The following is a 25,246-nucleotide window of genomic DNA, read 5'->3' on the forward strand; positions in this document are numbered from 1 at the left end:
TTATATTTTTTCAAATGTTTGACATTCTTATTTCTCATATTCAAAACAAAGTCAGTTTAACTGAAGAACAAAAAACTGAACTTCAGTCTTTTTTTTCGGTTAAAAAATTGAAGAAAAAACAATATTTGTTGCAGGAAGGCGATGTTTGTAAATGCCTTTCTTTTGTTAATAAAGGTTTGCTAAAGTCTTATTTTACTGATGAAAAAGGTGGTGAAAATATCAATATGTTTGCATTTGAAGGTTGGTGGATTTCAGATTTTAAGAGTTTTATCAATCAGGAAAAAGCAGTTTTGAATATCGATGCAGTTGAAGAAACAGAATTGCTCATGATCACTCTTGAAGATTATGATAAACTAATGCTGAAGATTCCAGTGATGGATCGTTACTTTAGGATTTTGTATCAAAATAGTTTGGTGACAAAAGATTATCGTTTAATAGCTTCAAACAGTTATACAGCTGAAGAAAAATATCTTCAGTTAGTTCAAAAAAATCCCGAAATGATCAAAAGAGTTCCACATAATCTGATTGCATCCTACCTTGGTTTGGCTCCGGAAACGATCAGCCGAATTCGTAAGAAAATTTTGAAAGGTTGATGCTTACTGAATGTAAACTTGACTGAGGTCAACTGAAACTCATGATGTAGATCAAGTGTTTTCGCTGATCACCACCATAATTTTGTAGAAGAAATTTTACATTATGGAAAACAATAAAAATATCGCATTGGTTGTCGGTGCAACTGGAATTACGGGAAGTAATCTCGCTCAGGAACTTATATCTCAAGGCTGGACAACTTACGGAATATCCAGAAATACAAACAATAATATTGAAGGATTAATCCCGGTAAAAGCTGATTTACTGGACGTACAAAGTTTAGAAACAGCCTTAGAAAATATTTCTCCTACTCACATTTTTTTCACAACCTGGATGCGAAATGATACAGAAGAGGAAAACATTCGTGTAAACAGCGCCTTGATTAGAAATCTGTTAAATGTTTTGTCTCAGAAAAAATCTGTAAAACATGTTGCTTTGGTTACAGGATTAAAGCATTATTTAGGACCATTCGAAGCCTATGCAAAAGAAGGAAAATTACCTGAAACTCCTTTGAGAGAAGAACAACCGAGACTTCCACTTCCTAATTTTTATTATGCTCAGGAAGATGAGGTTTATGCAGCTTCTGAAAGAGATGGTTTTACCTGGAGCATTCACAGACCGCATACTGTAATAGGCTATGCAGTAGGAAATGCGATGAATATGGGAACTACTTTGGCGGTTTATGCAAGTATTTGCAAAGAAACAGGTAAGAAATTTATCTGGCCGGGATCTTCTGCACAATGGAACGGAATTTCTGATGTGACAGACGCCAGAATTTTGGCAAAACAATTGGTTTGGGCATCAACTTCAGAAGAGGCTAAAAATAAAGCCTTTAATATCTCAAACGGTGATGTGTTTCGCTGGAAATGGCTTTGGAAAAGACTTGCAGATTGGTTTGAAATAGAAGCTGTCGGTTTTGAAAACGAAATTAAACCTCTTGAAAAAGAAATGCAGAAACATCATGAGATCTGGAAAACAATTGCCGAAAAATATGGTTTAAAAGAAAACAATTTAGACCGTTTATCTTCAGCGTGGCATACCGATTTAGATTTGGGAAGACCTCTGGAAGTAATGACTGACATGAGCAACAGTAGAAAATCAGGTTTTCTGGAATATCAAAATACTGAAGAATCTTTTCTTGATTTGTTTAAAAAATTAAAGGAAGAAAATCTGATTCCTTAGATCGTTAATATAAAAGAGTTGTTGTAAAGCATCTCTTTTTTTGATTAATAAAGGTTTTGTAGAATGTTGTCCCGACTTTTCCTTAATGGTGAATTTAGTACACTCTCATTTATTTTTAGCAAAAATAAGCCATCTCAAATTTGAGACAGCCTATTCTAAATTTAATTCTAACTGAGTTTTTATAAATAAATGGTCAATTTTGCTTTGTAAGTCAGTAATGAATTTTGAAAGTAATTTAAAAAATTGACAAGCAAAGCAAATTGACTATTCACAATTGATTATTTGGTGTATTTCTGCCTTAAAACAGCAATTTCACGTGGTCCGATTCCCATCTCAACCTGAAAGAAATTTTCTACGCTTCCATATTTTTTATTGATGGCTCCGAAGAAATTTCTGATGAGTTCAGGTCTCAGTTCCATTTGTGCTTTGATTTCAGCTTCACTCATTCCTGCCATTTTTGAAAGTCCGGAATACATATTTTTCATCGTCGGATTTTTCGCCAGATAAAAATTGGAAGCGACATAATCATCTTCAATTACCTCTTGCGGAACTCCTAATATTTTCAGGAATAAAGCCGATGCCATTCCCGTTCTGTCACGGCCACCTGTACAATGAAAAAGTAAGGCTTCATTGGGTTTTAAAGTCAATAACTGAACGAATAACGACCTGTATCTTTCTCCGAAATAAGGAAGTCCGCCTTCTCCGTACATATCAAACAAGAAGTTTTTATCCTTCAAAAATTTCACCATATCCTGAGCAGTCGGAAGGTTGTTGCTTCCTGCAGGACACAAAAGATAATTGGTATTTTGGGGTAAACGATCCTGAGCTTTTTTAGCTTCTTCCACCCCTCTGAAATCGACAACAGTTGTAATTTTTCTGTCTTTGAAAGTTTTCAGATCTTTATCCGAAAGCTTATCGATGGCATCACTTCTGAAAACTTTTCCGAGAACCACTTCTTTTCCGTCAGCAGTTTTGTAGCCACCAGTATCTCTGAAGTTATAGGCGTTTTCCATTTTTACGACACGTTTCAAACTGTCTTTAATCTGCGCATTTGCAGTTGTTCCAAAGGCCAGTACTGCCAATGTAAATACTATTTTTTTCATATAAATTAAATTAAAATATTTGCCAGCGAACTCCCATTTGCCCTCTGCTTCCGTACCATTCATGTGAGGTAACCCTCTTTTTATTGTCTCCCATATAAAGTCGTAAACTTTCGTTGCTTAAATTATTTAGCTCAACAAAGATTTTAAGCTTTTTAGTAATGTCATAACTTGCAGAAAAGTCAACTGTGAAATTTTTGTCGGACCAGATGTAATATTGCGGACCTAGTTTTTGGTTGATGGTTTCAACTGATTTCCCTCTGTAATTTCCTGCCAGACGAACCATTATTTTGTTGCCTTCGTAATATAAAATGGCGTTGAAAAGATTTTTAGATTGGTTGGGAAGTGATGTTTTGTCAAAATATTGTATTCCGTTTGCATCAGTTCTTGGAACCTCAACTTTAGAATCGATGAAGGTATAATTAAATTCAACCCCGAAACCATTCCAAAAACCCGGTAAAAAATCGAGACGTTTGTTGATGCCTGCTTCAAAACCTATTAAGTTTGAATCCTGCAGGTTTTTTGCCTGCGTTACATTGTAGTTTGTTCCGCCAATATTGAGAATAGATGTATCTGAAAATACGATATCCGATATTTTTTTATAAAAAACACCTCCCGAAAGAATCCCGATATTATTGAAATAATATTCACCCATTACATCAAAGTTGTGACTGAAAGTAGGTTTCAAATCCGGATTTCCTCTTGTGATTGTGAACGGTGTTGACGTATTATCTATACTCGAGCCCGGTGACAAGTCACCAAAATTGGGTCTGATGAAAGAGTTTGTATAGGCAAATCTTATGTTTGCTTTTGGCGAAATATTATATCGCAAATGAAGCATCGGAAGAAAGGCGTTGTAATTGCTTTCTACAATAGATTCACTGATAACGGTGGTTGCAGGAGTTCCTTCTTTGGTAGCTTTTGAACCGTTTAGGGTCATTCTTGTGGATTCGTTTCTGAAACCTCCAACAATCTTGAATTTATCGCTTGCTTTGATCTCTGCCATCGCATAGGCTGCAAAAACAGATTCTTCACCTGTATAAACGCTTGTTGCATTGGTTTCGGCACTCGAAAAATCTCTGAAACCATTCTGCTGCAAAAATTCTGGAGAAAACATCTGAAAAAGTTGGTCTTTAGTTGGCGGATTCATAATATAAGAATCATAATTTCCGTTCATCCCTCCCAGAAAGGCAGTTCCGCTTGGCGCATCTGTAGTTGCCAATTGTGACAAGGTAAGCAGTGCAGACGAATTTGGGATCCCCAAAGAAGCGCCAGGAAGGTAAACTGTATTGTATCCGTAAGTGCTCGTACGGTCTTTATCACGATATTTAGCTCCTAATTTTATTGAAATATTAGGATTTACATCATATTTTAAATTTACCCGTGCAATTTTATCTCTTTCGTTATTATCTAATTTGGCGATGACCAATTGTGAAAGAAGCAGTTTGTCGGCACTTAACCTGTCGTTCTGATTGGTTATATCTGAGCTGTAGTCCATATATTCGCCACCAATTCCGTCTGGCGAATCAAATCCCCAATATCGGTTTCCGTCACTGGAAAGATTATTAAATCCGCCGGTTATTTTCTGTCTGAAAGTTGCGATAGGAAGACCTTTGGTAGAATTGGTAGGCGGTGTATCAAGAAAATATTTTGCCTGATAATCGCTCAGCATCCAATCTAAATTTAATTTTGAAGAAAGGCTGTGCTCACCACCCAATTCCATCCCGTAAAGCTCGGTTTGATAATGTGAATACCTGAAATTGTATTGATAACGCTTGTTGGTGTAATCTACATACGTTTCATAAACAGGGCGAATGTCATCAAATTTATTAAACATTCCTCTGAAGTAGATTTTGTTGTCTGCATTAAATTTGTATTCCAATCCGCCATTCAGACCAATGGTTCTTCTCGTTCCCATGTACCTTTTCATCATTACCGAATTGATAGATTTTCTTTGGATATCATTTGCTACGCTTGTATTGTAAGTCACATCAAAAGAATCCGCACCCCATTGTCTGTCCCAAATTGCGCCTGATAAAAGCACACCCAATTTCTTTTTGAAAAAACGGTCACCATACACAATCGATGCATTATACGTTCCGTCCTGAGAAAATGTATTGTAACCTCCTGCCCCGCTTACGCTCAATGTTTTCTTTGCGGGAGCCGTTCTTGTAATAAAATTGATACTTCCACCAATCGCATCACCGTCCATATCGGGAGTTATTGCTTTAGAAACCTGCACAAACTGAATCAATTCTGAAGGAACAACATCCAAAACGAAAGACCTGTTTCCTAAAACATTTGCGCTTGGTAAACGATTTCCATTGAACAAAGCCGAGGTCCATGCAAAAGGAGTTCCTCTTACCGTTGCCTGGTCGGCTTCACCATGATATCTTGCAACAGCAACACCTTGAACTCTTTGCACCGCTTCAGCAGCATTTCTGTCCGGAAGCTTTCCGATTGCATCGGCTGCAATGACTTCCATGATGGCGTTGTTGTTCTTTTTAATTTCGTAGGCTTTCGCCTGGGTCAAAGCATTGGGGCGTGAAACCATTACTTCCTGAATGTCGGTTAATTTATTTGAAATCAGTTTTTCTTCAGGTACAATGGTAATATAGCCTATATCGTTTGTTCCTTCTTTTATGGTATACGGAAAAACCTGGGTTTCGTACCCTATATATTCAATTTTAAGAGTTACTTCTCCTAATTTTGGTGAAAGCAGATGAAAATCTCCGTCTAAAGATGAAACGGCTTTTGCATCGGCATCTACAATAGAGATATTGGCTCCGGGAAGCGCACCGTTTGTTTTCCCTACAATAGTTCCCTTTACAGTTTGTGCATGGATGGTTCCAAAAGAAGCGAACAAGAAAAAAGCAGATACCTGTATAATTCTCGATTTATGCTTTAAAAAACCAGCAGAATTTTTCATTGATTTATTTTTTCTGCAAAACTGCACAGAATGATGTACCGATTCGTCCTTACAAAAAAATCAAAATAAAAAACGTATCACTCGTTGTTTTAATACTATTAAAACATTGATTAATAGTATTTTACATTGAATAAACTATTTATTATTTATTTATGAACAGAATATTAATAGGAAAAATAAATTTTTAACAGATATATAATCGACTTGAAGATTGCAGAATACCAATTTTGAATTTACTTTGTACAAACCTAAAGCTAGAATGCAATATATCATTATTATCGGGGCTTTTCAGGCGGTTGTCGCACTCTGGTTATTACAGTTCAGAGAGAGAAAAACCTCTTCCAATTATCTGTTTATATTTTTTATTTCAGCCATTGCGGTGCATCTGACGATCAAGTTTGTTATTTTCACATTCGTTCCAGACCAAAGTATCAGATTGCAAATGAATACGTTTATCTCGGTCTGTTATGGCCCGCTGATTTACTTATATACCTTAAGTAAAACCAAAAAGGGTTTTTCAGTAGGCAGAAAATGGTATCTTTTTATTCCGTTATTTATTTTAATGATTGCGTATTTTACAGTTTCATGCGTGTTTATAATTCTAAACCGTGTTGATGAAAAGCTTCTATATCTGTACAATACCTTTAGTCTAGTTTTACTTTTTGCCATCAATTTATATTATCCTTTAAAAAGTATTTTAATAATTAATAAAAGCAAAACTCTTGAAAAGGTTGAATTTAATATCATTAAAAGAATTTCTGTATGTATTCTTATGATGGAATGTATTCTTGTTTTCACAAAAATAGCCCTGTTTTTTTATCCTGAAAAAATACAGGAAATCAATGTATTGATAAGAAGTGTTTCCTATTTTCTCCTGCTTGTTATCTGTCTTTTGATCATTAAAAAAAATATTAATACTGAATTAAGAAAAGCACCGGAAAATACCGTTAAAAATACGCTAGAAAGCGAAGATATTTATATTGACACCGAAATTAGTTTTTTGAATACAATGGATTATGAAGTGAAATTTGGTGAATTGTGGCAAAAAATGGACGAAATTGTAAAACAACAACAATTGTTCAGAAATTGTGATTTGAATCTCGATGAATTGGCCTCACAAACAAAAATCAATAAATACCAGATCAGCGAAATGCTGAACGGCTACAAAAACCAACCTTTTTACCGATACATCAACGAATATCGAATAGAATATTTCAAAAACAGGGTAGAAAATACTATTCAAAAAAACGAAAATATCAATTTTTTATCATTGGCTTATGAAGCAGGTTTCAAATCAAAATCTTCTTTTAATCGTTATTTTAAAGAAATAATTGGCAAAACTCCTTCAGAATATTATAAAAGTTCGTTGAAAAATTCATTGAAGCTTCAGGTAGATTAAATTTCTGTATCGGTTTTTTGATTTGTAATGAAAATGGTTAGGTTTTTGAATATTCAAAATACACTAATCATCACACTTTTGAAACTCATTACATTCACAAACAAAGGTATTTACTGTCCGCAGGGAAAATTTTATATTGATCCTTGGCGGCCTGTTGATTTTGCAGTCATCACTCATGGTCACGCTGATCACGCTCGATGGGGAATGAAAAAATATCTTTGCCATCATTTTACAAAACCTATTTTACATCAAAGAATTTCTCCGAATATTGAATGTCAGACTTTGCAGTATGGTGAAGTTTTAGACATCAATGGCGTAAAACTTTCGCTCCATCCGGCCGGTCATATTATTGGTTCGGCGCAGATTCGTCTCGAATATAAAGGTTATGTAAGTGTTATTTCGGGAGATTATAAAGTACAGGATGATGGTTTGAGCACTCCTTTTGAGGTGGTAAAATGTAATGAATTTGTTAGTGAAAGCACTTTCGGGCTTCCCATTTACAACTGGCTCGAAGTTCCCGATTTAAATAAAAGACTTCAAAACTGGGTATTAAGAAATCAGGAAAATCAAAAAACATCTGTATTTATAGGTTATTCTTTGGGTAAAGCGCAAAGGATTATGAAAGCGGTTGAAGGAATGGGAAAAATTCACGTTCATTATTCGATCGGAAAACTCAATAAAGCCTTTGAAGAAGTTGGTATCGTGCTTCCTGATTACGAAGTACCAGATTTTAGAGAAAGCATCAAACACGTTGCCGGCGATATTGTGATCGTGCCTCCTGCTTTGTTAGACAGCAATGTGATTAAGAAAATTCCGGATGCGGCAACAGCGATTTGTTCAGGGTGGATGCAGGTTCGCGGCGCCAGAAGATGGCGAAGTATGGACGCAGGTTTTCCAATGAGTGACCATGCAGACTGGAAAGGTCTTTTACAGGCAATAAAAGCTACAGAGGCTGAAATTGTTCACGTAACGCACGGACAGACTGAAGTTTTTTCTAAATATTTAAACGAAATCGGAATTAAATCTGATGTTGTAGAAACCTTATATGGAGATGATGATGATGAAGTCATTGAAAAGGAAGTTGTGTCCGATAAAAAAGAAGATTAATTATTAAAATTAAACATTGAAGGTTTAAAAAGCTCCGTAGGAGTGACCTGTTAATAGCAAATCAGAATAAAAATAGCTAAAAGCTCCGTAGGAGCGGCCTGTTAATTTTTAAACGTCGAATTGCTCGCAGCCCGACTTGAGAGGAAATCCTTTTTTTGCATAAACTGAAGCTTCGATTAAAGATAGAACGTCTTGCAAAAAAAGATTGGGAACGGAAGGCGGATTAAGCTGCCCAAATAAAACAAAGATTAGAATGAAAAATTTCGCAGAACTCATCAACGCTCTCGAAAGCACCAATAAAACCAATGCTAAAATCGATGCCATTATCGATTATCTTGAACGTGCGCCGGATGATGATAAATTGTGGTTCATCGCTTTGTTTACAGGCAAAAGACCGAAGCGAAATGTCAACACCAATTTTATGAAAGAATGGGCGTTGGAAATTACGCAATTACCATTTTGGCTGTTTCAGGAAAGTTATTCTTCGGTAGGAGATTTAGGTGAAACTTTATCGTTAATTCTTCCGCCACCAACCGAAAATATTGAAAAATCACTTTCTGAATGGATGAATGAAATTATCGGATTGAAAACAAAAACCGAAGCCGAAAAAAAAGAATTCGTTCTTAATTCCTGGAATGGTTTAGATTATACAGAACGGTTGATTTTCAATAAATTATTAGGTGGAAGCTTTAGAATAGGCGTTTCGTCAAAAACATTGATTAATTCTCTGACAAAATTTTCCGGACAGGAAGCAAGCACTTTGATGCACAGTTTGATGGGAAAATGGCAGCCTGATGAAGTTTCATTTAAAGAATTGATTTCTGCTGAAAATATTAATCCGGACAACTCAAAACCCTACCCTTTTTGCCTTGCGTATCCTTTGGAAAAAGATTTGGAAGATTTGGGTAAACCCGATGAATGGCTCATTGAATACAAATGGGACGGAATTCGCGGACAAATCATCAGACGAAATGATGAAGTTTTTATCTGGTCACGTGGGGAAGAGTTGGTGACTGAGCAATTTCCGGAGATTGCTGAAACCGTAAAAGCGATGAAAGGTAATTTTGTAATTGATGGAGAAATACTTGCAGTCAAGGAAGGTAACGTATTAAATTTTAACGAATTACAAAAACGACTAAATCGTAAAACATTAACAAAAAAAATGCTCGCTGACATTCCGATTGAAGTTTTTGCATACGATATTTTAGAATTGGAAGGAACTGATCTGAGGGAGAAACCCATTTCAGCAAGACGAGCAATGCTTGCAGAATTACTACTAAATGAAGCTCCGGAAAACATAAAAATTTCTCAGGCCATTGATTTTGAAAAGTGGTCACAATTAGATTTAATAAGAGAAAATTCAAGAGAAATTAACAGTGAAGGATTGATGCTGAAACAGAAAAATTCACATTATCATTCAGGACGAAAAAAAGGAGATTGGTGGAAATGGAAAATCAATCCGATGACGATTGATGCGGTTCTCATTTATGCCCAAAAAGGAAGCGGAAGACGAAGCGCTTATTATACCGATTACAGTTTTGCCGTGAAAAGTGGTGAAAAGTTAGTTACGATTGCCAAAGCCTATTCGGGATTGACCGATAAAGAAATAATGGAAGTCAGCAAGTTTGTCAACAAAAATGCGATTGAAAAATTCGGCCCTGTGCGTACGGTAAAAGCTGAATTGGTTTTTGAGATTGCTTTTGAAGGAATTGGCTTCAGCAATCGACATAAAAGTGGTGTCGCATTGCGATTTCCAAGAATTTTAAGGTGGCGGAAAGATAAAACCGTTGACGAAATTGATGATATTGAAGAGATTAAAAAACTGATACAATAAATTTCTTCAAAGCTCCCGAGGAGCTTTATCTGTGTAGAAGAAAAAACATAAACATTGGAGAACTCTGTAGAAGTTCTATCTTATAACTAAATTTTAAAGAAATAGCGCTCCTACTGAGCGCCGCTAATAACATTAATTAAATACTACACAGATAAAACGGCTTTGCAGTTTTTCTTCTAAATCAGTAGATTTAATATTTAATTTATAAAAACAATTTGAGCAACTACGAAAATACCGAAGGATTCAAAATCATCCAAAACTGGATGATGGAAAAAGGCAATTCTCCATTTAAATTTCAGATTGATACCTGGAAAAAATTCGGTAATGGGTACAGCGGAATGGTTGTAGCTCCGACGGGTTTCGGGAAAACATTTTCGGTGTTTTTAGCTTTAATTTCAGACTTTCTCACTTATCCAAACAAGTATAAGAAAGGTCTGAAAATGATTTGGATTACACCACTTCGCTCGCTTTCAAAAGATATCGCCAAAGCAATGCAGGAAGCGATTGATGAGATTGGCCTGGATTGGGCCGTTGGGGTAAGAAATGGCGACACCGATCCGAAAGTGCGTCAACAGCAGGTTAAAAATATGCCTGAAATTCTAGTGGTAACTCCCGAAAGTTTACACTTACTTTTAGGTCAAAAAAATCATCAGCGATTCTTCAATAATATGCATTGTGTGGCCGTAGATGAATGGCACGAATTGCTAGGCTCAAAACGTGGCGTAATGGTGGAGTTGGCGATTTCCCAGCTCTTTCATTATGTTCCGAAACTTAAAATTTGGGGAATTACCGCAACGATAGGCAATCTTGATGAAGCGCAGGATGTTTTGATTCCTTACGATATCAAGAAAACAAAAATCACGGCTAAAGAGCTTAAGAAAATTGATATTATTTCAGTTTTTCCAGACGAAGTTGAGCTTTTGCCTTGGGCAGGACATCTCGGTCAAAAATTAGCGGATAAAGTGGTTCCTATTATTTTGGAATCTAAATCGACCATTGTTTTTACCAATACCCGAAGCCAAAGTGAAATGTGGTATCAATTATTACTCAATGCTTATCCTGATTTTGCGGGACAAATCGCTATTCATCACAGCTCAATCGATGCACATTTGAGAATCTGGATTGAAGAAAACTTAAGTTCAGGAAAATTAAAAGCCGTTGTTTCGACCTCATCTTTAGATTTAGGAATCGATTTTAAACCTGTTGATACGGTTATACAAATTGGTTCTGCAAAAGGTGTTGCAAGGTTTCTACAACGGGCGGGACGAAGTGGCCACTCTCCTTTTGAGACTTCCAAAATATTCTGTGTTCCTACGCATTCTTTAGAGCTGATTGAAGTAGCAGCTTTAAAAGAAGCCGTAAAACAAAAAGTAATAGAACCACGCGAGCCGCAGGTTTTATGCTTTGATGTATTGGTGCAATTTCTGATGACCTTGGCGGTTGGTGACGGTTTTTTTCCTAATGAAATTTACGAAAGAATTAAAAAAGTATATACGTTTCAGGAAATCAGAGATGAAGAATGGAAGGAGATTGTTGACTTTCTGACAATCGGTGGAAGTGCGTTGAAAAACTACGAAGAATATCACAAAGTTGTCATAATGGAAGACGGTTTACACAAAGTCACTTCAAGAAAAATCGCAATGCTTCACCGAATGAATATGGGAGCAATTGTAAGCGATGCAATGTTGAAAGTGAAATTTATTTCCGGCGGATATATAGGAATGGTTGAGGAATATTTTATTTCGAGACTGAAAAAAGAAGAGAAATTTATTCTTGCCGGTCGTGTTTTGGAAGTGGCAATGATAAAGGATATGACGGTTTTTGTACGTGCATCTAAAGGAAAAGCGATGGCGCCAAGTTATCTGGGCGGAAGGTTACCTTTAAGTTCAAATTTGGGGCATTTTTTACGAGAAAAATTATCAGGAGCATTAAACCCAAAAGCATCTGAAAAAGAACTCAAATTTTTACATCCATTATTAATCAACCAGGAAGAGCGCTCACACATTCCGAAGGAGGATGAATTTTTGGTTGAATTAATTAAAAACCGTGAAGGCTATCATCTTTTTATGTATCCTTTTGAAGGCCGATTGGTACACGAAGTAATGGCAGCTTTGATTGCTTACCGAATTTCAAAATTGGCGCCTATTTCTTTTTCGATGGCGATGAATGATTATGGTTTCGAATTATTCAGCGATAAAGAAATACCGTTGAATGAAGATAATTTAGAAAAAATATTGACGAGAGAAAACCTGATGATAGATGTGATTTCCAGTATTAATTCTGCTGAAATGGCAAGACGGAAATTCAGGGATATTGCCGTAATTTCAGGAATGGTCGTTCAGAATTTCCCTGGACAGCAACGGTCAAATAAAGCTTTACAAAGTTCTGCAGGTTTGATTTTTAAAGTATTGGAAGATTACGATCCCAATCATTTTCTAGTGAGACAGGCATATACAGAAGTTTTCAATATGCAATTGCAGGAGCAGCGCTTGGTAGAAGCTTTTAAGCGAATTGAAAAATCAAAGCTTATTTTAAAATATTCAAATAGATTTACGCCTTTGAGTTTCCCGATAAAAGTTGATAGTTTAAGACAAACCTTAACGAGTGAAAATCTGGATGTGAGAATTCAGAAATTGATTAAACAATCGGGAAGAAATATAAAATGAATCGTCAATAAGTCAATTGAAAATTATTAAAACTTTTTGTCATTTGAACGGAACTAAAGTGCAGTGAAGAATCTCTTTTTTTACAAAACATCTTAGATTCTGATATTGACAAGCAAAAAATTAAAATGAAAATAGTAACAAAAAATATCAATATTAACAACGAAACTCTTACTTTAACCAATCAGCGTGCACTATTCTGGAAAAAAGAAAAAGCATTGATTTTTTCGGATTTACACATCGGTAAAACGGCACATTTTCGTAAAAACGGAATTGCTTTGGCGAGCCATATTATGAAAAATGATCTCGAAAGGCTTTCGGTTTTAATAGAATATTTTCAACCCGAAAAATTTATTATCGTCGGCGACTTGCTTCATGCCGGAAACAATTCTGATGTAGACGAATTTTGCGTGTGGAAAAATCAATATTCAAACATTAAATTTTGTTTGGTAGAAGGTAATCATGACAGGATCTCAAAAACTTTAGAGAAGAAATTGTGTTTAGATTCACGATCTGATTCTCTCAAAATTGATGGTATTTCTTTTGTGCATGATTTTGATAAAAATATAGAAAAGTTTCAGATTACTGGACACATTCACCCAGGTTTTGTGATTAATTCTTTGGTTAAAAAAATAAAGCTTCCGTGTTTTGTGCTCACTGAAAACCAACTATTGCTTCCGGCCTTCAGCGAATTTACCGGTTTGGATACAAAAAATCTCCCTCAAAAAGGAAGATTCTATGTTTTTACAGATGCCGAAATCTATGAGATCTGATTTTTAAAGCTGATCAAACCATTTATAAATATCGGTGTCTGAAGAAATTTTAAGTTTTTTTCGTAATCGGTTTTTTCTATTCTGAATTGCCTTTGGTGTTACAAATGTGTAAGTTGCAATTTCTTTTGTACTCAATCTCAACTTGAGATAGATACAAAAAATAATTTCAGAATTTTGCAAATTTCCATTAATTAAGGCAAGGTGCTCAAAAAATTCGGGATATGCAGATTTAAATTTACTTAAAAGACGCGGTGAATTTTGTTTAGCAAGCCTGATTATTTCTTCGTCAGCCAAAATTTTTGCGGTGTGTTCTGCGTTAAAGTCTTGCGTGTTGTCTCTATTATTATTCATTATGGGCAGAATTTTTCTCTATCATAATCAAAGATGTAATCCTCAATATGATTAACGTTCTTATTATCAGTTTTTTTATTAATGCGGTCTAAAGCGCAAAATTTAGCCTCAATAATATTTTATTTATTATCAAATGACACATTAAATTTCGCCAAACCTTTCTCTCGTTAAGTTCTTGATTCAAATGTATCGGAATTTTCATATTTCTTTTTATGATTCTAATCAACAAATAAAGATTATATTTTTTTTGATTTATTAATTCAAACTGAGCAATAATATTTTATTAAAAATTTATTTTCTGCAAAAATTTTGGTATTTAATCAGTAATGTGGTATCTGTGTGGTAGCGAATTAATTCACTTTTGCATAAAATTATTCTTTCTTTACAGGTCTAAAAATCCGAGCATTGTTATGTTTCGTAGCATAAACAGGTGGTTTTTAGTTTCAATTAATCCCTATAATATGATAAATGAAGATATTTTATTTTCTTTTGGAGCAGATTTAAGAACTTATGACCCTGATGATTTTATATTTTCTGAAGGTGAAGTTCCCAGCTTTTTTTTCCTGATCTCAAGTGGAAAAGTAAAATTAAATAATTATAATGAAGGAGGTAAAGAATTTATTCAAGGAATATTCTCACGCGGCAATAGTGTCGGTATATCGTCACTTTTTACAGAAAAATCGTATCCTGTAAATGCCGTTGCAGTAGAAGAATCTGAAGTTATAAGATTGCCAAAAGCACAATATTTGCAGCTTTTGCAGGAAAACCCTGACAATTATTTTACAACGATACAGAGTCTTTCTGAGCATATGCATTACAAGTTTTTGATGGCAGAAAGCATTGCATTTCAAAATCCTGCTCAAAAACTTTTAACGTTGATGAATTATCTCAAAGATCATCATCACGATCAGTCAAAATACGCTTTGCAAATTCTTTTAACCAGACAGCAACTCGCTTCCCTTACCGGATTGAGTGTAGAAACTGTCATCCGGGTTATAAAAAATATGGAGAAAGAAGGAATTTTAAAAATCAAAAACAGAAAAATTTTTTATTAACTTCTAGTTGATATATTAAATCAGATGAAATAATTTTTATTTTAGTATCAAAAGCTTATTGATCTCACTTTTAAAACATCCCAAAATAAATTCTGTATAATATTGCTGTGCTCCCAATGCCTGTGTTTTAGGATGAAGTTCAAGTTTTCTGGATAAAATTACTTCACCTTTGTAGGCAAAAGAATAATATGAAAATATTTTGTAAGTAGAGCTCCTGATCGGGTTGGCATAGCCCGTAACAGCAATAGACCAGTCGGTGTCGAATAATTTGGCTACGCTGAGTGCCATTGTTTCAGCAATTTGCTCAGAAACGCAGTCACATGAATTACCTTCATCATAATCTACGTTTAAAATTTTTACTTTTTGTTCTAATGCATATGCGGTAATTCCGCCTTTGTAGAATAGTGCAGCATTTGGCATTTGTGAAAAAGCAAGCTGAAAAAGACCTGAAGTTACACTTTCAGCGATAGAAATGGTTTCATTAGTTGTAATTAATGCTTCGCTGATATAATTGAGTAAGTTTTGTTGAAATTCCATAAGATTTGTTTTTAATGAAGTTGTGATTTGTATTTTCTCGATACATCATTTTTGATCTAATAAAAAGCATCAGCTATTTTATTTATATGCGTTGATAATATCCTGACAGTCGAATTGTGCATCGCTCCTCCAACTTTTACAAAGAATATAATGGAGAAAGAGATTACTGATAAAGACATACTTTACAGTTTAAATCTGAGATTATACAACTGCAAATTTCAAAATCTTATTGGGTAAAATAGAAAGGTTCTGTTTTCATATCGATATATTTATTTAAATGATTGGTGGTGTTTTCTTTTATACTAATTATTAAAAGTAAAAGAGGTCAAATATACTCTGTAACAGATTTTTTAATTTATGATTTCAGTCATATTTTAGTAGTATATCTTACGATCTTTAATTTTTACCAGATTTTCATTTTCCATTTTTTTAATGGTTCTGATGATTGTTTCTACACGTAAACCTGTAAGATCAGCAATTTGTTGCCTTGTAAGCTTTACATTAAAAGAATGTTGATCTTCACAGTCGGTATAACTTCTAAGATAATTGAAGAGACCAAGAATTCTTGCAGATGGATGCTGTGAGACCATATCATGTATCATTTTCATTTTGAAATAAAGACGATGTGATAAGCAGGCATTTATTTCCAGAGAAACATGAGGATTTTCTTTGACAAGATTGATGAAATTTTTTCTGGGCAACATTATTACTGTCGTAGGAACAAGAGCATATGCGTTTACAGAATATTTTTTTTCAATAAAAAGATGCGCATCTCCGAAGCTTTGTCCTTTTTCTAAGATATTATGTATAAACTCCTTCCCTTCTTCATTAAAATTATTCACTTTTACAGCACCTTCTATAATCTGGTAATAAAAAGCCGGAGACTCTCCTTCTCTAAAAATAAGTTCTCTTTTTTTGTAAGTTTTAATTTCCGCACTGTACGATTTTAGCAATTGCTCATCGATCTTCATGCAACTTATTGTTTTCATGGTATAAAAAATTTTTCTTTAATACAGTAATTACCATTTATTTCTCATTGCAGAAGCTGAATAACGAATGTTTTTTGGCGACTAAAAATTCTTCAGATAATCTTTAAGAATTGTAAGTTTTTACTGTCACATTTTGTGAACACATTTTATGCCATTATTTGTTTAAAACGCTGTTTTTGAGAGCCACTTATTCATTTCAAAACATAATTTTGGATTTTGCTGTATCAAATTAAAAAATAAAGTCTTTTTCAGGATTAAAACTTCACAGAAAGTAATAGCAATTGCATTCATAGAATATTTGTGATCAATAAAAAGAAGTGATTCACCAAAGCATTCTCCGTCTTTCAAAAAATTCTGAATATATTCTCTGCCCGACTCGTCATAATTATTCATTTTTACACTTCCCGAAACAATCTGAAAGTAATATTGAGCAGAATCTCCTTTTGTAAAAATCTTTTCTTTGGGTTGATACTTTTTAATGATTGCTCCTGCAGATTTCAGGATTTGTTGATGTATTACCATAGCTTCTTACTGTGTGATGATGACTTGTGATGGTAATCTTCACAAAAGATATGAGTAAATATTAGAAGGTGACAAAGTTTAAACGAATAAGTAGTTTACGTTTAAAATAATATCAATAATTAAATATTTTACTGAATTAAGTATTTAGTATTGTAAATAGCAAAATCTTTCACAATTGTATGATGTGAATGATGATAGTTTAAGGCAAATTTTAAAAAGCATAATCTATCAAATCAAATGTACAACAAAAGTAATTGTGTTTTTATGATTTCGATCACAAATTTCTTTCACGGTTGTCAGATTTATATTTATAATGTATGTTTTTAACCTGTTTTTACGAAAAATTAATTATTTTTAAATGATTTTAGATTTTTGGTTAGATTTTTGAAGCGACCAATAATCATAGAATTTCTTATTCTAAAGATAACACCACAACCATAAATTATTTTATTATGTCAACAGAAAATTTGAGCCACGCAGAAGCGGCAAAAAAAATTAAAGAACTTTCAGAAAAAGCTAAAATCTGTATGTTTTGCACCAATCTGGAAAGTTTACCAATCAATACTCGCCCGATGAGCCTTCAGGAAACAGACGAAAGCGGAAATCTTTGGTTTATCAGCAGTGACACCAGCAACAAAAATTTTGAAATAAAAGACGACAAAAGAGTGCAGCTTTTATTTATGAACAATTCAGATTCAGAATATCTTTCTGTATTTGGTGAAGCTGCGATCTACAAAGACAGATCAACCATTGAAGACAAATGGTCTGCGATGGCAAATGCATGGTTTGACGGAAAAGATGACCCAAATGTTTCGATCATCCGTGTAACGCCTACAGATACATACTATTGGGACACCAAAGCTGGCAAACTGGTAAGTCTTATTACCTTTGTAGCTGCTGCGGTTACAGGAAATAAAACCGACAATTCTGACGGTGTAGAAGGTAAAGCTTCAGTTTAAATTTAGACTATTTTCTTACTTTAAAAACTATAAGACCATGATATTTGAAGATGACCCGCACGCTGTTGTTCACGAAGCCAATAACAAACCATTGAGCAATTTTGCAATGATTACTCAGGTAATTCAATTCAGTGGAGATAAATCTTTTATATTGAATTCTCTGCAGAAAATCAAGAACAGCACTATTTGCGAAATTAAAAGGAAAGTGATAGAAAAGTTTATTCATGAATATACTGTAAACTTTACGGGATATGTAGAAAACGACATCTATCAGCTTCAGACCGACGGGTATCAGTTGTCACCTTCTTATGCGAAACAGTCTTATGAAAAAGTTTTGAGAGAACAGGAATATCTTAACAGAATAATCACCACACTAAACAATGATTAATTGTTTGGTGCGGTGATTTTAATTTATTTTAAAACAACGATTATTTATCGGTAACAAAATTCTTTTTTGCCAGCTCTTTTCTCACGCGGCTTAAACTTTCAGGAGTTATTCCGAGATATGAAGCGATCATCCATTGCGGAACTCTAAGTAAAAGATCGGGATACATTTTAATAAACTTTAGATATCGCTCTTCTGCCGTTTCTCCCAATAAAGAATTGATTCTATCCTGCAGACTTTTTACATGTTTCTGGATAATCAGATCATTTTTTTCGATCGTATTGGGGAATTCTTCAATAAGTTTACTAAAAAAATCCGGTTGCAGAAATAACACTTCAGAATCCTCAACAGCTTCAATGTAGTATCGGGATTTTTCATTAAAATAAAGACTGCTGCGATCACCAATCAGCCAATTTTCAGGAGCAAATTGTATCACATGCTCTTTCCCGTTTTTATCAATAGAATACATTCTGAGCAGCCCTTTTTCTACAAAAAAAGTATTGCGGCAAACTTCTCCTTCCTGTAAAAGCATTTCGTTCTTTCCCACTTTTTTCAATTCATACTGAATGCTGCATAAATTTACTTTTTCAGCAGGAACTTCAAAAACCTTTGCCAGATAATTATTTATATTACTCATACAATCTGGCTTAAAGAAATATCCTGATGAGATGCATTATTGATCGCTTTCCCATTTTCTAGAACAATCAGCTGCGGACTTTCGTGACGAATCGCAAAATCTTCGGCAATTTTGTTTGAAATAGGTCTGAATGCCAAAAGATCAAGAAAATAAAAACTTACATTTTGATTATCTGAATTTTCTATCTCTTTCTCAAAATTTTTCAAAACCGTTTTACTGATAAAGCAACTTGTAGAATGTTTGAAGATTGCTACTCTATTTTCATAAGATTGCTTAACAGCATTTTCCAGATCTTCTTCAGATCTTATCGTTTTCCAGAAAGATTTTGTCTCTCCCGGCTCCTGTTTTCCGCCAAATATTTTATCTAAGAAACTCATACATTAAATTGTTTTAAATGGTGATCGAGGTGCTTATACTCCATAAATCCCCAATCTTTTTCTTTCATTTCACCAAAAAGCTCATGGCAATTCGATAAAAGATTGTTTTTGTAAGCAAAATAATACTCATCTAGCCTTTGTAAAAGATTATTTTTTGCTTCTTCGAAGTTACACTCAAAATTAACGATTACTTTTTTAAAAGTAGGCATATTTCGGGGAATTCCGTTATTGAAAATTCGCATTTCTATTTTTGTGAAATTTCCTATTGATTTGAAAAAGAAATTAATCCTTGGAAGAGTAAGTTTCTGTAATGCAATCTGTAAAATCAAATCACAATGAACGAGCATTTGCGAAACATTCATACTCCCCCATTTTCTTTCAGAATTTTCTGAGAGCTGAGCAATTCTATGCTTTATTTCGTTAAAATCATTTTCGTTATGTAGACTTTTCACTACCAATTTTTCTCTTTCTTCAGATTTTCAATATGAGCAAAATGGTGGTTACAGTGCCAGACATAATGTGCGAGATAAACCCGAAGGTTTTGGTTTTCGTTGTGCTCGGGATGATGAAAAGTTCTTTCAAACTGTTTATTGGTCATTGATTTTAAAAGAGCCGTCCATCGTTGATGAGTTCCTTTTATCATTCTCATGGCAGGCTTTACAGGCATATCAACACTGTCTTGAAGTTCTGCCCATTTGGCTTCGTCATAAGGCTTTATCGTGGGATTGTCTTCGGTAAGTGCAAGCTTTAGACGAATGAGACTGTTCATATGACTGTCTGCAATGTGATTAACAAGTTGTCTTACCGTCCAGCCACCTTCCGTGTATTGTGTATCTAATTGTTCATCGCTAAAATCTGCAATTAGATTTTTTAATTTATCAGGAAAATCTTTAATGACTTTAATGTATTCGTTGAGTTTGATGTCGCATATATTTTCAGGAATTTCAAAGCGACCGATTGGAAATCTTTTATGTTCTAAACTGTCCATTTTTAGTGATAAATATATAATTCTTGTACAAATATTTACTATGATGATTGTTGCTGAAAAGTTTGCTGTTAATCTGGTTATTGTAAATTAAAAATAATTAAATCAGCATCATTTTAAAAAAAAATATTTTAAATATTAATAACCATGTAAATTAATATCCTCTGTTCTTTGCAAAGTCACTTTCTTACCCATTTTCTTTTGAATGACTCTAAAATGCTGCAATTCATCATCTGTTAAAATCGAAATGGCAGTTCCTTTTTCGCCGGCACGACCTGTTCTACCAATTCTGTGAATGTAATCTAACGGCGATCGAGGCAATTCATAATTGATAACACAAGGCAGAGATTCGATGTGAATACCACGACCAATTAAGTCAGTTGCGACCAAAATCTGAGCTCCGTTCACTTTAAATTCTTCCAGATTATTTCTACGTGCCCCTTGCGATTTTTGACTGTGAATCGCAACAGCTTTTATTTTATTTTTCTTCAGTTTTTCAACTAAATTATCTGCCGATCTTGTAGACGAAACAAATATTAAAGCTTTTTCAACCTTTTTTTCTTTAATTAAATAGCGTAAAAACGGACCTTTATTTTCCGGAGAAACATGATAAGCCAATTGCTCAATATGATCAATTTCCACTTCCTCTTTTTTGATTTCTATCATCACAGGATTGATGGATAAACGCTCTTTAATTTCAGAAACTTTATCATTTAATGTTGCAGAAAATAAGGTAGTTTGTTTCGCAACCGGCATCATGGCAAAAAGTTTATTCATCTCTTCACCAAAACCTAATTGAAACATTTTATCTGCTTCATCTACCACCAAATGCTGAATGCCGGATATGCTCAATGCATTATGATCAATAAGATCTAATAAACGTCCAGGTGTTGCGATAAGAATTTCTACCCCATACATCCCCTTCATCTGTGGGTTGATAGAAACACCACCATAAACAGCCATTGTACGAATCTCACGTTTTAGATTATCTGTAAAAGCCTGAAAAACCTCATCAATCTGAATAGCCAGTTCACGGGTAGGAACCAAGATCAGCACCTGTATATTACGATCTTTTTTAATTTCTGCGTTTTGTAATTTTTCTAATATCGGCATTACAAAACAAGCGGTTTTTCCGGAGCCTGTTTGTGCAATTCCCATCAAATCTTTACCCTGTAAAATAACAGGTACAGCCTGCTCCTGAATAGGAAACGGCTTTAGATAACCTAATTTTTTGACAGAATGAATAATATTGTGTGATAATCCTAGCGATTCGAATGACATAAAACTATATATTTAGTGCAAAGATAAACTATTAAGACACTATTGATGTTGAATCTATCTTCTGATGATCATTTTTATTATAAAATGCCGTTTTGTCAGATATTCCTGTTTTGGATTTATATTTGACATTTAGTTTTTGTAAATTTATCAGAATACAAAAAAATACATGAATCGCGATAAATAGGCACTTTACACAAGTATTTTAAAAAGGCGGTTTTCTATTAAATTAAAAAATATAAACTAGATATGAAAAAGGCATTAATAATAGTAGATGTACAGAATGATTTTTGTGAAGGCGGAGCACTGGCTGTTCCCGGAGCAAATGAGATCATTCCCTACATCAATCTTCTAATGGAAGAAAACCAATACGACCAAATAATTCTTACCCAGGACTGGCATCCTGCCAATCATAAAAGCTTTGCAAGTAACAACAATAGAAAGGTTGGCGAAAGCATTATATTAAATGGTGTTCCACAGTTTATGTGGCCAGATCACTGTGTAGAAGGAACTTTCGGTGCAGAATTTCATAAAGATTTAAACAGAGAAAAAGTAACCCACATTATTCAGAAAGGTAAAAATACTGAGATTGATGCTTACAGCGGTTTTCAGGATAACAATCATTTTATGAAAACCGGATTGGATGATTTTTTAAAATATCACGAAATTCAATTGGTTGAAATCGTAGGTTTAGCAATGGATTACTGCGTGAAATTCACTTGTACAGATGCCGTTGCCAACGGATATATCACTTGCCTTCACTTCAACGGAACACGTGCTGTCAATGTAAAACCAGATAACGGTAAAGATGCAATTTTTGAAATGTTGCAGAAAGGAGTTACTGTTTTAGGATAAGATTTTATAATTCTTAAAAGAGAAGTCAATATAAAAAGTAACCTGTTGTACGATCAACAGGTTATCTTTTTAATAATTATTTCAACAAATCTAATTCTAATAAATTATTATTCTTTGCATTATTTGCTTTAGCATCTCTTTCACGGTCTCGTAACATTTTTTCGATATCCAATGGCTTTCCATTTTCATCCATCATCATCACTTTAGTGTTTCCGGACATCATTTGGCGCATGCCTTTTGTAGGGTTATTTCTAAAATCTATAACTTGTTTTTTGTATTTTTCCTGATCAATAGCAATGATACTGCCGAAAGCTTTTTTCTCACTGTCACTTACCCATTCCTGATCAGAAGTAAGTTTTTTAATCTCTTTTAAAACAAAAGAATGTGATTTTGTCTTATCTTCAATTTTGACAATTAGTCCTGGTAAACCATGAAATTTGTATGGACCATCTTGTATGGGAATATCTGAAACAAACCATGCTGTCCAGATTCTGCCGGCAAAATTAAGGGAAGCTTTTTGAGTATTAAATTCGCCAATTTTTTCTTTCTGCGGTAAAATTTTCCAATCCATTTTTCTGTTGTCAGAAACCTTGTATTTATTCATGTTGAGATTGTTGAAAAAATCTATTTTGAAATCGGGATAAGATTTTTCTACAACGTAAGGCACCAAACCATAATCAATCCCCGTAAAGTCTCTGGTTCCTTTTTTCACTCGATCCTGATGAATTGAATCAGCAATATTATTCTTTTGACTATAAAATTTTGAACCTTTTTTAGCTATATCAAGATACATGAGCTCAGAATTAACATCATCAATTTTAGTGGAATCTGTTATAAATTTATACTCATATGCAAAACGTTGATTTTGAGCCAAAAGTGCAACATTTAAAAAGCAAAAGACTCCAATAATAATTCTCTTCATTTAGATATTTTTTTACTAAAGTAGAATTTTATTTTTGACCAACAAAGTTTTTAAACTTAGAAATAATTAAAAAAGTGAGGAGAAATATTTTTAATAATAATCTGAAAACAAAAAAACCTCTCGAAATGAGAGGTTTTAGTAATTTATATATCAAAAAGTTACAGTAACAAAGTTAAAGGACTTTCTAAATATGTTTTAAGTGTTTGCAGGAATTGAGCTCCTGTTGCTCCATCTACCACTCTGTGATCACATGCTAACGAAAGCTTCATGATATTTCCTACAACGATCTGACCGTTCTTTACGATTGGTTTTTCGATAATTGCACCTACTGAAAGAATTGCAGCATTTGGTTGATTAATGATACTTGTGAAAGTCTCAATTCCGAACATACCCAAGTTTGAGATCGAGAATGTAGAACCTTCCATTTCATTTGCTTTAAGACCTTTAGATTTTGCTCTTCCGGCCATATCTTTTACAGCAGCAGAAATCTGAGTATAATTCATCTGATCTGTATTCTTCAGAACCGGAACTACCAATCCGTCAGGAATTGCAACTGCTACACCAACGTTGATATTACCTCTGTGAATCACCTTATCACCTGCCCAGCTAGAATTTACCTGCGGATGTTTTCTTAAAGCAACTGCTGTCGCCTTGATGATCATATCATTGAAAGAAATTTTAGTATCAGGTAAAGAATTGATTTCTTTTCTTGCTTCAATCGCTTTATCCATGTTGATTTCAACCATCAGATAATAATGCGGCGCAGAGAATTTACTTTCAGAAAGACGTTTTGCAATAATATTTCTTACCTGAGAGTTTGGCGTTTCTGTATCTTCTCCCTGTACAAAGCTTAAAGCAACCTGAGCTGCTGCAGTGCTTTGTGCCGGAGCAGCAGATTCTGCCTTTTGAGATGGCTGATAATTTTCAATATCTTTTTTAACGATTCTACCGTTTTCTCCGGAACCTTGTACGCTGTTGATATCAACACCTTTTTCCTGAGCCATTTTTTTAGCTAAAGGAGAAATTGCAACTCTGTCTGAAGATGAGTTTTCAGTTGATGCAACCGATTTCTCTTCTGTTTTCGTTTCAGATTTTTGTTCAGCTGGCTTATCTGCTGATTTTGTAGCTGGCTGTGCAGCACCAACATTAGAAACATCAGTTCCTTCAGGTCCGATGATCGCTAAAACGGTATCAACCGGAGCAGCACCACCTTCTTCAACACCTTGCTTTAGAAGAATACCGTTAAATTCAGATTCAAAATCCTGAACAGCTTTATCGGTTTCAATCTCAGCAAGAAGATCACCTTCTTTTACGGTGTCACCTACATTTTTATGCCATTTTGCTACTTTACCTTCTGTCATTGTATCAGAAAGTCTTGGCATCGTAATTACTTCTACTCCTGCAGGAACTTCTACCGAAGTTTGCTCAACGCTTGTAGTTTCGTTTTCAGTTTTAGATTCTTCTTCAGATTTTTTTTCTTCAGAAGCTCCTTCAGCTGCCGGAGCACTTCCTCCTTTCAGAGAAGAAATATCTTCGCCTTCTTTACCGATAATTGCCAATATAGAATCTACTGCAGCACCAGAACCTTCTTCAACACCAACGTATAAAAGAGTTCCTTCAATTTCAGATTCAAAATCCTGTACTGCTTTATCAGTTTCGATTTCGGCTAAAATATCTCCTTCTTTTACCTTATCTCCTACTTTTTTATGCCATTTAGCCACTTTTCCTTCCGTCATTGTATCGGAAAGACGTGGCATTGTAATCACTTCTGCCATAATTTATATTGATTTGAGATTCGAGATTCGAGATTTGAGAT

24 protein-coding genes are annotated in these 25,246 nt (G+C 34.3%); 11 read left to right on the top strand and 13 right to left on the bottom strand.

Annotated features, from left to right (window positions below; genetic code table 11):
• Positions 1–14 precede the first annotated feature (14 nt).
• Positions 15–593, top strand: a complete 579-nt coding sequence (locus OH814_RS01960; protein ID WP_308826894.1) for a Crp/Fnr family transcriptional regulator — start codon at positions 15–17, stop codon at positions 591–593.
• 103 nt (positions 594–696) lie between these two features.
• Complete coding sequence (locus OH814_RS01965; protein WP_308826895.1) at positions 697–1,773, top strand: SDR family oxidoreductase; 1,077 nt, start codon at positions 697–699, stop codon at positions 1,771–1,773.
• A 278-nt stretch (positions 1,774–2,051) separates the two neighbouring features.
• On the opposite strand, the gene OH814_RS01970 is transcribed toward OH814_RS01965, so the two are convergent.
• A complete protein-coding gene (locus tag OH814_RS01970) occupies positions 2,052–2,876 on the bottom strand; it encodes a tyrosine-protein phosphatase (RefSeq protein ID WP_308826896.1) in 825 nt (274 codons plus the stop codon).
• 10 nt (positions 2,877–2,886) lie between these two features.
• Positions 2,887–5,802 carry a TonB-dependent receptor gene (locus OH814_RS01975; protein ID WP_308826897.1) on the bottom strand — a complete coding sequence of 972 codons (2,916 nt, stop codon included), beginning with the start codon at positions 5,800–5,802 and terminating at the stop codon, positions 2,887–2,889.
• A gap of 259 nt (positions 5,803–6,061) precedes the next feature.
• On the opposite strand from OH814_RS01975, the gene OH814_RS01980 reads away from it, so the two are divergent.
• The 5 genes from OH814_RS01980 to pdeM all read left to right on the top strand — a co-directional run bounded on the left by OH814_RS01980 (position 6,062) and on the right by pdeM (position 13,578).
• Entirely contained in the window at positions 6,062–7,201 is a 1,140-nt protein-coding gene (locus tag OH814_RS01980; protein WP_308826898.1) for a helix-turn-helix domain-containing protein, read from the top strand.
• A 78-nt stretch (positions 7,202–7,279) separates the two neighbouring features.
• A complete protein-coding gene (locus OH814_RS01985; RefSeq protein WP_308826899.1) occupies positions 7,280–8,308 on the top strand; it encodes a ligase-associated DNA damage response exonuclease in 1,029 nt (342 codons plus the stop codon).
• A 253-nt stretch (positions 8,309–8,561) separates the two neighbouring features.
• Complete coding sequence (locus tag OH814_RS01990; RefSeq protein WP_308826900.1) at positions 8,562–10,142, top strand: ATP-dependent DNA ligase; 1,581 nt, start codon at positions 8,562–8,564, stop codon at positions 10,140–10,142.
• A gap of 263 nt (positions 10,143–10,405) precedes the next feature.
• Complete coding sequence (locus tag OH814_RS01995; RefSeq protein WP_374990542.1) at positions 10,406–12,808, top strand: ligase-associated DNA damage response DEXH box helicase; 2,403 nt, start codon at positions 10,406–10,408, stop codon at positions 12,806–12,808.
• 125 nt (positions 12,809–12,933) lie between these two features.
• Complete coding sequence (pdeM, locus tag OH814_RS02000) at positions 12,934–13,578, top strand: ligase-associated DNA damage response endonuclease PdeM (protein ID WP_308826902.1); 645 nt, start codon at positions 12,934–12,936, stop codon at positions 13,576–13,578.
• Between the two features lie 3 nt (positions 13,579–13,581).
• Here the strand turns inward: pdeM and OH814_RS02005 are convergent, their stop codons facing one another.
• Entirely contained in the window at positions 13,582–13,929 is a 348-nt protein-coding gene (locus OH814_RS02005; protein WP_076558524.1) for a hypothetical protein, read from the bottom strand.
• 461 nt (positions 13,930–14,390) lie between these two features.
• On the opposite strand from OH814_RS02005, the gene OH814_RS02010 reads away from it, so the two are divergent.
• A complete protein-coding gene (locus OH814_RS02010; RefSeq protein ID WP_308826903.1) occupies positions 14,391–14,984 on the top strand; it encodes a Crp/Fnr family transcriptional regulator in 594 nt (197 codons plus the stop codon).
• Between the two features lie 36 nt (positions 14,985–15,020).
• On the opposite strand, the gene OH814_RS02015 is transcribed toward OH814_RS02010, so the two are convergent.
• The 3 genes from OH814_RS02015 to OH814_RS02025 form a co-directional block, all read right to left on the bottom strand.
• Positions 15,021–15,521: a nicotinamide-nucleotide amidohydrolase family protein gene (locus OH814_RS02015; protein ID WP_308826904.1), complete on the bottom strand. Its 501-nt coding sequence runs from the start codon at positions 15,519–15,521 to the stop codon at positions 15,021–15,023.
• Between the two features lie 374 nt (positions 15,522–15,895).
• Positions 15,896–16,510, bottom strand: coding sequence for a Crp/Fnr family transcriptional regulator (locus tag OH814_RS02020; protein ID WP_228421272.1), 615 nt, complete (start codon positions 16,508–16,510; stop codon positions 15,896–15,898).
• Positions 16,511–16,672: 162 nt separating this feature from the next.
• On the bottom strand, positions 16,673–17,032 hold the full coding sequence (locus OH814_RS02025; RefSeq protein ID WP_308826905.1) for a cyclic nucleotide-binding domain-containing protein: 360 nt from the start codon (positions 17,030–17,032) through the stop codon (positions 16,673–16,675).
• Positions 17,033–17,484: 452 nt separating this feature from the next.
• Here OH814_RS02025 and OH814_RS02030 point away from each other — a divergent pair, with 452 nt between their 5' ends.
• Both OH814_RS02030 and OH814_RS02035 read left to right on the top strand, forming a co-directional pair.
• Positions 17,485–17,991, top strand: a complete 507-nt coding sequence (locus tag OH814_RS02030) for a pyridoxamine 5'-phosphate oxidase family protein (protein WP_308826906.1) — start codon at positions 17,485–17,487, stop codon at positions 17,989–17,991.
• A 37-nt stretch (positions 17,992–18,028) separates the two neighbouring features.
• Entirely contained in the window at positions 18,029–18,379 is a 351-nt protein-coding gene (locus OH814_RS02035; RefSeq protein WP_308826907.1) for a hypothetical protein, read from the top strand.
• Between the two features lie 40 nt (positions 18,380–18,419).
• On the opposite strand, the gene OH814_RS02040 is transcribed toward OH814_RS02035, so the two are convergent.
• The 5 genes from OH814_RS02040 to OH814_RS02060 form a co-directional block, all read right to left on the bottom strand.
• Positions 18,420–19,013: a Crp/Fnr family transcriptional regulator gene (locus OH814_RS02040; protein WP_279196145.1), complete on the bottom strand. Its 594-nt coding sequence runs from the start codon at positions 19,011–19,013 to the stop codon at positions 18,420–18,422.
• Positions 19,010–19,390 carry a bacillithiol system redox-active protein YtxJ gene (ytxJ, locus tag OH814_RS02045; protein ID WP_076558508.1) on the bottom strand — a complete coding sequence of 127 codons (381 nt, stop codon included), beginning with the start codon at positions 19,388–19,390 and terminating at the stop codon, positions 19,010–19,012. The genes OH814_RS02040 and ytxJ overlap by 4 nt, the downstream gene beginning before the upstream one ends.
• Positions 19,387–19,842 carry a DUF1569 domain-containing protein gene (locus tag OH814_RS02050; RefSeq protein ID WP_308826908.1) on the bottom strand — a complete coding sequence of 152 codons (456 nt, stop codon included), beginning with the start codon at positions 19,840–19,842 and terminating at the stop codon, positions 19,387–19,389. The genes ytxJ and OH814_RS02050 overlap by 4 nt, the downstream gene beginning before the upstream one ends.
• Positions 19,842–20,378 carry a YfiT family bacillithiol transferase gene (locus tag OH814_RS02055; protein WP_308826909.1) on the bottom strand — a complete coding sequence of 179 codons (537 nt, stop codon included), beginning with the start codon at positions 20,376–20,378 and terminating at the stop codon, positions 19,842–19,844. The genes OH814_RS02050 and OH814_RS02055 overlap by 1 nt, the downstream gene beginning before the upstream one ends.
• 135 nt (positions 20,379–20,513) lie before the next feature.
• A complete protein-coding gene (locus OH814_RS02060) occupies positions 20,514–21,656 on the bottom strand; it encodes a DEAD/DEAH box helicase (RefSeq protein ID WP_308826910.1) in 1,143 nt (380 codons plus the stop codon).
• 246 nt (positions 21,657–21,902) lie between these two features.
• Here OH814_RS02060 and pncA point away from each other — a divergent pair, with 246 nt between their 5' ends.
• Positions 21,903–22,508 carry a bifunctional nicotinamidase/pyrazinamidase gene (gene pncA / locus OH814_RS02065; RefSeq protein ID WP_076558502.1) on the top strand — a complete coding sequence of 202 codons (606 nt, stop codon included), beginning with the start codon at positions 21,903–21,905 and terminating at the stop codon, positions 22,506–22,508.
• Between the two features lie 76 nt (positions 22,509–22,584).
• Here the strand turns inward: pncA and OH814_RS02070 are convergent, their stop codons facing one another.
• Positions 22,585–23,430, bottom strand: coding sequence for a GLPGLI family protein (locus OH814_RS02070; RefSeq protein WP_308826911.1), 846 nt, complete (start codon positions 23,428–23,430; stop codon positions 22,585–22,587).
• A gap of 158 nt (positions 23,431–23,588) precedes the next feature.
• Positions 23,589–25,205, bottom strand: a complete 1,617-nt coding sequence (locus tag OH814_RS02075; protein WP_201134102.1) for a pyruvate dehydrogenase complex dihydrolipoamide acetyltransferase — start codon at positions 25,203–25,205, stop codon at positions 23,589–23,591.
• Positions 25,206–25,246 lie beyond the last annotated feature (41 nt).

The sequence above is a fragment of the Chryseobacterium sp. CFS15 genome, assembly GCF_031118795.1.
In the GTDB taxonomy this organism is placed as follows: domain Bacteria; phylum Bacteroidota; class Bacteroidia; order Flavobacteriales; family Weeksellaceae; genus Chryseobacterium; species Chryseobacterium indoltheticum.

What these genes read in the sequence shown, in the direction of transcription:
- OH814_RS02010 (WP_308826903.1), top strand. Translation starts at nt 14,391, where the DNA reads ATGATAAATGAAGATATTTTATTTTCTTTTGGAGCAGATTTAAGAACT.
- OH814_RS01990 (WP_308826900.1), top strand. Translation starts at nt 8,562, where the DNA reads ATGAAAAATTTCGCAGAACTCATCAACGCTCTCGAAAGCACCAATAAA.
- pncA (WP_076558502.1), top strand. Translation starts at nt 21,903, where the DNA reads ATGAAAAAGGCATTAATAATAGTAGATGTACAGAATGATTTTTGTGAA.
- OH814_RS02030 (WP_308826906.1), top strand. Translation starts at nt 17,485, where the DNA reads ATGTCAACAGAAAATTTGAGCCACGCAGAAGCGGCAAAAAAAATTAAA.
- OH814_RS02015 (WP_308826904.1), bottom strand. Translation starts at nt 15,521, where the DNA reads ATGGAATTTCAACAAAACTTACTCAATTATATCAGCGAAGCATTAATT.
- OH814_RS02055 (WP_308826909.1), bottom strand. Translation starts at nt 20,378, where the DNA reads ATGGACAGTTTAGAACATAAAAGATTTCCAATCGGTCGCTTTGAAATT.
- OH814_RS02025 (WP_308826905.1), bottom strand. Translation starts at nt 17,032, where the DNA reads ATGGTAATACATCAACAAATCCTGAAATCTGCAGGAGCAATCATTAAA.
- OH814_RS02070 (WP_308826911.1), bottom strand. Translation starts at nt 23,430, where the DNA reads ATGAAGAGAATTATTATTGGAGTCTTTTGCTTTTTAAATGTTGCACTT.
- OH814_RS01970 (WP_308826896.1), bottom strand. Translation starts at nt 2,876, where the DNA reads ATGAAAAAAATAGTATTTACATTGGCAGTACTGGCCTTTGGAACAACT.
- OH814_RS01995 (WP_374990542.1), top strand. Translation starts at nt 10,406, where the DNA reads ATGATGGAAAAAGGCAATTCTCCATTTAAATTTCAGATTGATACCTGG.
- OH814_RS02035 (WP_308826907.1), top strand. Translation starts at nt 18,029, where the DNA reads ATGATATTTGAAGATGACCCGCACGCTGTTGTTCACGAAGCCAATAAC.
- OH814_RS01960 (WP_308826894.1), top strand. Translation starts at nt 15, where the DNA reads ATGTTTGACATTCTTATTTCTCATATTCAAAACAAAGTCAGTTTAACT.
- ytxJ (WP_076558508.1), bottom strand. Translation starts at nt 19,390, where the DNA reads ATGAGTTTCTTAGATAAAATATTTGGCGGAAAACAGGAGCCGGGAGAG.
- pdeM (WP_308826902.1), top strand. Translation starts at nt 12,934, where the DNA reads ATGAAAATAGTAACAAAAAATATCAATATTAACAACGAAACTCTTACT.
- OH814_RS02005 (WP_076558524.1), bottom strand. Translation starts at nt 13,929, where the DNA reads ATGAATAATAATAGAGACAACACGCAAGACTTTAACGCAGAACACACC.
- OH814_RS01965 (WP_308826895.1), top strand. Translation starts at nt 697, where the DNA reads ATGGAAAACAATAAAAATATCGCATTGGTTGTCGGTGCAACTGGAATT.
- OH814_RS02040 (WP_279196145.1), bottom strand. Translation starts at nt 19,013, where the DNA reads ATGAGTAATATAAATAATTATCTGGCAAAGGTTTTTGAAGTTCCTGCT.
- OH814_RS01975 (WP_308826897.1), bottom strand. Translation starts at nt 5,802, where the DNA reads ATGAAAAATTCTGCTGGTTTTTTAAAGCATAAATCGAGAATTATACAG.
- OH814_RS02075 (WP_201134102.1), bottom strand. Translation starts at nt 25,205, where the DNA reads ATGGCAGAAGTGATTACAATGCCACGTCTTTCCGATACAATGACGGAA.
- OH814_RS02020 (WP_228421272.1), bottom strand. Translation starts at nt 16,510, where the DNA reads ATGAAAACAATAAGTTGCATGAAGATCGATGAGCAATTGCTAAAATCG.
- OH814_RS02060 (WP_308826910.1), bottom strand. Translation starts at nt 21,656, where the DNA reads ATGTCATTCGAATCGCTAGGATTATCACACAATATTATTCATTCTGTC.
- OH814_RS01980 (WP_308826898.1), top strand. Translation starts at nt 6,062, where the DNA reads ATGCAATATATCATTATTATCGGGGCTTTTCAGGCGGTTGTCGCACTC.